This is a genomic window from Streptomyces aureocirculatus (assembly GCF_000720475.1).
Taxonomy (GTDB): domain Bacteria; phylum Actinomycetota; class Actinomycetes; order Streptomycetales; family Streptomycetaceae; genus Streptomyces; species Streptomyces aureocirculatus.
On sequence record NZ_JOAP01000105.1, the window covers coordinates 1 to 6379 of the forward strand.

Below are 6379 nucleotides of genomic sequence, written 5' to 3' on the forward strand. Positions count from 1 at the left end.
CACCCGCTGAAACAGTTCCCACAGCTCATCCGGCACCAACCGCTCAACGATCCCTGTCACGCCCCAAAGCCTACCGAGCCAAATGAGATAATCTCTTAGGTGGCTGGTCTTCTTCGCGAGGAACAAGTCGATGTAGGCGGTGTTGAAGAGTACGACCATGTTGACGATCAGCCCGAGTGCGCTGAGCTGTTCTTCCATCCCGGTCTGGTAGCGGTGGATGCGGTCTTCGGTGCCGTGGTAGATCTTCGCGGCCAGCTCGTGGCGTTGGGCGTGGCGGATGCTCTGCGTTTCGATCTGACGGCGGTAATCGGGATTGTCGATGAGGTCCAGAATGTGCGCGGTCTTGAAGATCTTCCCGTAGTGGGCGAGGGCCTTGCCCAACGAAGTGGGGGTGCTGTTGCGGACCACCATGCGGATCGCGTCTGCAGACCGTACGCGGCCGAGGTGGACCGCTCCGACGAGGCGGAGCATCTCGTCCCAGTGCCGTTCGATGAGCGCGGTGTCGATCTTCTGGCGGGTGGCTTGCTGCAGGGGGCCGTAGTCCTCGCCGGTGGCGGTATCCATGCGGGCGAGTGTGATGTCAGTAACGTCAGCGGCTGTGGGGGTGTAGGTGTAGCCGGAGAGCGCGAGTAGACCGAAGATGATCTCTTGGTGCGGACCAGCTTCCGCGACGATCTTCTGTGGGTTCTGGCTGCGGGGGTTGTTGGCCTTGAGGGCATTGCTGCGGCGGTCGTTGAGGACATCGAGTACGTGCAGGCAGGTGTGGACGGATCCAGCGACGACCTCGTTCCTGAGGCCCATGGCCTGGCCCGACAGGAGGGTGAGATGGGTGACGTGGGCGGCGCCGCGCGGAGACAGGCGGGCCTGGATGGCGTTCGGGGGCGCGACCATGCGCTGGCCCTCCACGGATGCCATGTGACCACCGTCCCATGTCGCGGCGACTGCCAGCTGAGACTGCCTCGCCAGCAGACGGTTGTTCAGTGCTTCCAGGCGATCAGGTCGCAGGAAGTTGTCGATGACGTAGGTGATGTGCCTCCTATTCAGTGCGGGGAAGTTACCGGCGACGGCCTCCACGCCGACGTTGCAGCCCAGAGCGACCAGGGCGGCGGACAGGGTGATATCGAAGTCGCGTTGACGTGGGGGCTCGCCGCTTGGTGTGGTGAACACCTCGGTGCCCCGGGTCCACGTGAGAACTTCCAGGATGAGTTGGGGAAGGTCGCCCTTGGGCAACCAGCCCGTGAGTTCCGTGGTCACCTTGCGCAGTCGGGGGTCTGGCGGAAGAGGCGCCGTGGACAGGACGAGCCGGCCTCCGTCACCGATTTGGATCTGCCCACCTTTCGGCAAGCGCTCGGCGACCACACGGGTCTTGGTGTGGAGTTCGTGGCCCAGCCGCTTCAGGTGGTCGGCCGCGCCCAGTGGAAGCCCCAGGCTCTTCGCTACCGAGGCCCTCAGCGCCGCCCACTCCTCCGCCGACGGCAAGCCCGCTTCCGGGTTGCCCCACTTCGAGGCGCCTTCGACAAAGATTTCGCGCCGCAGGATGCGGGAGTAGAACCGCTCCACCACGCAGAAGGCGTAGGCCGCGGTGTCGACCGTGTCGGGCGCTAGGTGCGGCGCACGGAGAGCGAGTTCTTTCCATGACCCGGTCAACAGGCTCTCATCGACCTCGGCGCGGCTGATGTCGGGGCGGTCGATCAGTTCGGTCAACGACCACAGGGCATCCAGGACTCGGCTGGCTTCCGGCGTGCCAGCCCGGTACGCCAGTCCTTGGACGATGTGCGGCAGGTACGTCTTGAGGAGATCGATCCGTTCGATCATTTTGGCGCGGCGCGCCTCGTCCGAGTCCGATCCCATCGCCGGCGCCAGTTCCCCGGCCACTGTGACGGCTGCCTCGAACGCGGCCAGGTCCTCACGTTGGTTGAGGAATTCCCCCAGCGTCATGGTGTCCGCGGTGGGCGGGGTGATTTCGCCCGTGGCGGTGTCTACCTTTTCGTGTCGCGCGGCAAGCAGGTCTTTGCCTACCTCCCGCATGACGGCGGCAGCGTAGGCGAGGTCGGGGAAGCTCGCCGATCGCTCCTTGTCGGTCTTGCGTCGCGCCCTTCCGATGAGGTCATTGGCGATCAGGTGCACCAGCATGTCGACCGCGTCGTCCGCGGCGGTCTCGGTCAGGCGGCCAACTGCGGCCACCGTCGCGGCGCGTCGCTTCGCCCTCTGCGCCTCATGGTTCGCGGCGAACCGGGCGAGGTGCGCCAGGCGTCGCGGGGAGAGAGCCCGGGGGTCCACAGGAGGCAGCCGAAGCAACTGAACCGCATTGTTCCGTTCGAAGGCGCGCTCGAGGTTCGCCCAAGCGGGCTTGCCCGGCCCGCGCTGCAGTTCGGCCAGCGGCGACCTTCGCTCGTCGTCCGGGACTGCGGTCAGGCTATCGAGCTCGGGCAGCCGATCCGCGTACGGGGCCAGGAGCGCCTGCCACATCCTTTGGTCGGCTTCCCCTCGTACCGATCGGACCAGGTCGGTGAGGGCGCGCTCGCCGGGCAACTCGACACGCTCGTCCCGCAGCCAGGCGACCGCGCGCCGCAGGAGTGCCCTGACTCCCTCCTCCGTGTACGTGGCGCGCGACACCAGCATGCTCTTCAGCGCTGCCTCACCCTTGTCGTACGGCTTCCAGCCGCAGACCGACCTGATCTCCTGCGCATGACGCCGCGTCAGCCCGTCGTGCGTGCCATACGTGCCCAGGACGGCCATACCGTCGCCGATGTCGAGCTGGGCCGCCACGTGTTCTACGGCCGGCCGCGGCAGTGAAGCGATCTCCTGCGGTTTGGGGAGCCGGGCCAGGGCTCGCAGGCAGGTGAGCTGGATGGCGAAGCCCAAGCGGTTCTGCGGCCCGCGTTTGGCCAGGGTTAGCTCGACTTCGGACTCGGTGAGGTCGAAGAGGGCCAACAAGCCCTCCGGCAGATCTCCTTCGGGAATTGACGGGTAATCCCGGCCCAGGGGAAAGCTCGGGCTGGTGCTCATCTTGTACGCCTCACTGCAAATCCGACTACGACGACGTGCAGATTCAAGGCATGCGGCACGGTCAGTCAAACGGCTACGCCACCGGTTCGGCGCTTAGCACACGGTTCTGCAAAGTTCGTCGTCGCAGGCTTTTCGCCTGGTCCGATCCGGGGAGGGGCCGCGCGCACGGCAGCCGGGGCCGCCTACGGTCCCCGGCCATGGAGAACGTATGGATCGAGCCGGACGGGGCCACCGATTCCGGTTATACCGAGGACCAGCTCAGACGCGCGAGAGCCTGCGCCGAGGCGGACATCCGGGCGTCCCGGGCACAGCTCGCGGCCCGCTTCAGCCTCGGTGACGTCTGTGCCGAGATCGCCGACGGTGCACCGTCCGACGCAGCCGGCGCCCTGGAACAGCTGGCCCAGCAGCTCGGTTACGCAACGGAGACACTGGATACATACCTGCGGGTTACGCGCCTTGCCGGTACCGCGCTTCGCGAACGGCTGCTCGCCTCCGCCATTCACGTCCCGTGGAAGTGCGTGACCACCGCCTGCGTCACCGACCCCCAAGAGCGTGCCCGCCGCGTCCAGTTGCTGCTCGAACGGCTCGGCAATGCCGAGCGAGCGGGGTGGCCCGTCTCGCTGGACGCGTCACAGTTCCGCCTGGCACTGGGCCTGACGGGCGGGGCTGAGCCTCCCGCAGAAATCGTGGCACAGCTCGGCCGAGAAGAGGTCCGCGAGGCCGTCCTGGCCGAGCTGACCAAGAGTCCGGCGGCAGTGCTGGCCGTGCTACGGGAACCCGCCGTGCGGGAAGTCCTGAAGGACCAGGACGTCGCGCGCTACGTCCGCGCACAGATGCGACCGGCCCCCAGCGCGGACGAAGCCCTACTCGACGAGCTCGTCGGCCATGAGGAGCGCGACCCGCACGCGGACTGGACCATCCGCTACTTCGGACTGGTCCACAAGGCCAGGGAGATCTTGCTCCTCGGCCCCGAGGACTTCGTGGACGTGAATGACCCCGACGTATGGGAGTCCGTCGAGTCCATCCGCGACTCGGTCACTTCCTGGGCCACCCGGGTCTTGCAGCAGCGCCCCCGCACCATCCGACTCCTGACTGGAAAGTAGAAACCCATGCCCAGTGCAGCTGGCCGCTACTCCAACACCGTGCGCGACATCCTCGACCGTGAAGCCCTCCGCTGCATTCTCGCCGGCGGAAACGAGAGCGAGCAGTTCGCCCGACTCCAGGCGACCGTCCGATCGAAGATCAAAGTGCTGTCGGCCGACTACCACGCGGTGTTCGACCGCGCGGTCAAGACGATGTGCACCACCTCCTTCAACAAGGTCACCAAAGAGATCCGACTCGCCGCCCTGGCCGGACCACCCGGCCCTACGCACACCGAACCCACCCTCCAGGGCCCCGAGTGCGGAACCACCCCCACTGCCCCGGACGACGCGAACGTTCCCAGCCCACGCGCCGGCGCCTCCGACGACCAGGTCGTCGCGAAGGTCGTCCTTGGCGAGGGCGGCGAACTGACAGAGAAGACCGCGCGGCAGCTCGTACTGCAAGACCTCGACCGCATCGTCGAGGTCCTGCCCCCTCTTGCCGAACGCGACTTCAGGGAGGCCGACCGGCTCGACCAGCAGGCCAAGGAGTCCACCCAAGGAGCAAAGAGGCACCGGGCGCGCGGAAACCGCATCCTCGCCCTGGTCAAACGCTACGACCGCCTGGTCGCCGGCATCGATAACCTTCCTGGCATCTTCACCGTCGCGGACCTGCTCACCGAAGTCGGACCGCAGGCTCTCGGCCTGGATGAGGACGATGCGGAACTCCTGCGCTACGCGGGTGCCCTGTGACCGAGTCCGCGTGGCACAAGGAGATCAAGGGATGGGGCGTGGCCACCGAGATTACCCTCGGCAACCGCCGCGCCGACTGTCAACTGCGTTGCGGCAAGCGGGCTGAAGTGCAGGCCCGCCCGCTGCCAGCCGCTGAAGTCGCTGGCCGGGAGGCCCACGCCGACCTGTGGATCCTGGACTGCCGTGACGCTCATCGCTCGCACCGCCTGATGGTCTGGGACGACCCGCAGTTCGGCACGTTGTTGCGCTGGGAGCGGGCCTGGCAGGGGTTCGTTATGGCCAAGAGGCCCGTCATCCTCAATCTCGCGCTCGATCTCCGTACCGGCCAAGGCACCTTCCTGGAGGTCACCGGCTGGGCCTTCAACGGGCACCGGGCCACGGGTACCGGAAGGATCCACACCGCTGCCATGCTCCGGTCCTGGATGCGCTACGGCCTCACTTCCACCGGTGACCGGACTGTGGCGCGATGAACCTGTACCTGCTCCCCCGCCCGCGTCATCGCACCGTCGCGCCATTGAACTCGACGGCTTTCTGCACCAGTTGCCCGCCGAGTACCACTCAACCGGTCCGCTCGTAGGGCGCATGGTGACCGCCCCGGCCTTCTACGCACAGTCCCTGTTCGGCGAGTGCCCCGTACCCGTAGCCATGCCTTTGCACCGTCCTACCGCACGCACCGACCCACGGCTGATCGTCGTGGATGACCTGTCCGAGGAGTGGGTCATGGGCTTCCGAGTCCACTATCAGCAGCAGCCCTACCGCATCACCGGGTTCTACCCGCAGTAGCCCTCAGAGCTCGCTACGCCGGAACTGCCATGTTTTCTGTCGTACGCGCTCCGTGTCCCCCCCGGCACGAAGCTGCAGCCCTCTACTCGCAGCCGGGCGCCGACCAAGATGCCGCGCTCGGCAGGCCCGGACGCGGCATCTCTCTGGCGTTCAGGTCAGCACGAGGAGGCGGACATGTGGGCCAGATGGAGCAGCTTGCGGACCAACCCGCCGGCCAGCGTGGCAGCAGCGGCGTAGAACGCTGCCTGCCCGAGGGCCTGGACAAGACAGTGGCGTTCGCGTCGCCGCTTCAGAGCGGTGCGGTGCGTACGGTGGGACATGACACGGTCTCCGTTCAGGTGATGAGTCAGCTGCCCCCGCACCCCGTGTCCCTGGCAGGGATCCGGTGCGGGGTGAGTCTCTCTGCTGGTCTCAAGCCTTATGGAGGACGTGCTTTGAATGCAGCTTCCGAGGCCCGAATCTCGATGTAAGTTCGGCGCTGTGCACAGGAATTGGACCGCCACGTGGATCGAGGGGACGTCGGCCGATCTGGTTGCGGACGCGCTCGCGCTGGGCGTGAAAGCCAGTCCCAGGATGGTGATCTCCTGGGTCGAAGACGGCCTACTTGCCAGCCCCGAGCCGCGCAAGACCAGGGCGCACGGCAGCGATCCGCGGGCAGTGGTCGAAGGCCCGGGTCTGGGCCAAGCTGCACCGCTTGGTCCTGGACGAGCTCGGCTCCCGCGGGGAGCTGGACTGGTCGCGGTGTGCGATCGACT

The 6379-nt window shown here is 66.8% G+C and carries 6 protein-coding genes and 1 pseudogene; 5 read left to right on the forward strand and 2 right to left on the reverse strand.

The genetic code is table 11. The features are described from left to right. The coding region (locus IG78_RS0140510; protein ID WP_157856066.1) for a Tn3 family transposase at window positions 1–3009 on the reverse strand (3009 nt) is incomplete at its 3' end. A 197-nt stretch (window positions 3010–3206) separates the two neighbouring features. Here IG78_RS0140510 and IG78_RS0140515 point away from each other — a divergent pair. The 4 genes from IG78_RS0140515 to IG78_RS0140530 all read left to right on the forward strand — a co-directional run bounded on the left by IG78_RS0140515 (window position 3207) and on the right by IG78_RS0140530 (window position 5624). After that, window positions 3207–4112, forward strand: a complete 906-nt coding sequence (locus tag IG78_RS0140515) for a hypothetical protein (RefSeq protein ID WP_030574605.1) — start codon at window positions 3207–3209, stop codon at window positions 4110–4112. Window positions 4113–4118: 6 nt separating this feature from the next. Then, the gene (locus IG78_RS49950; RefSeq protein ID WP_030574608.1) at window positions 4119–4841 is read left to right on the forward strand and encodes a hypothetical protein; all 723 of its coding nucleotides are present in this window, start codon (window positions 4119–4121) and stop codon (window positions 4839–4841) included. Beyond that, the gene (locus tag IG78_RS0140525) at window positions 4838–5311 is read left to right on the forward strand and encodes a hypothetical protein (RefSeq protein ID WP_030574611.1); all 474 of its coding nucleotides are present in this window, start codon (window positions 4838–4840) and stop codon (window positions 5309–5311) included. The genes IG78_RS49950 and IG78_RS0140525 overlap by 4 nt, the downstream gene beginning before the upstream one ends. Before the next feature lie 112 nt (window positions 5312–5423). Beyond that, entirely contained in the window at window positions 5424–5624 is a 201-nt protein-coding gene (locus tag IG78_RS0140530; RefSeq protein WP_030574613.1) for a hypothetical protein, read from the forward strand. Between the two features lie 155 nt (window positions 5625–5779). Here the strand turns inward: IG78_RS0140530 and IG78_RS49955 are convergent, their stop codons facing one another. Beyond that, window positions 5780–5944 carry a hypothetical protein gene (locus IG78_RS49955; RefSeq protein WP_157856067.1) on the reverse strand — a complete coding sequence of 55 codons (165 nt, stop codon included), beginning with the start codon at window positions 5942–5944 and terminating at the stop codon, window positions 5780–5782. Window positions 5945–6279: 335 nt separating this feature from the next. Here IG78_RS49955 and IG78_RS47265 point away from each other — a divergent pair. Then, a pseudogene (locus IG78_RS47265) lies at window positions 6280–6379 on the forward strand (IS5/IS1182 family transposase); the annotation flags it as partial.

What these genes read in the sequence shown, in the direction of transcription:
- IG78_RS0140530 (WP_030574613.1), top strand. Translation starts at nt 5,424, where the DNA reads ATGGTGACCGCCCCGGCCTTCTACGCACAGTCCCTGTTCGGCGAGTGC.
- IG78_RS0140515 (WP_030574605.1), top strand. Translation starts at nt 3,207, where the DNA reads ATGGAGAACGTATGGATCGAGCCGGACGGGGCCACCGATTCCGGTTAT.
- IG78_RS49955 (WP_157856067.1), bottom strand. Translation starts at nt 5,944, where the DNA reads ATGTCCCACCGTACGCACCGCACCGCTCTGAAGCGGCGACGCGAACGC.
- IG78_RS49950 (WP_030574608.1), top strand. Translation starts at nt 4,119, where the DNA reads ATGCCCAGTGCAGCTGGCCGCTACTCCAACACCGTGCGCGACATCCTC.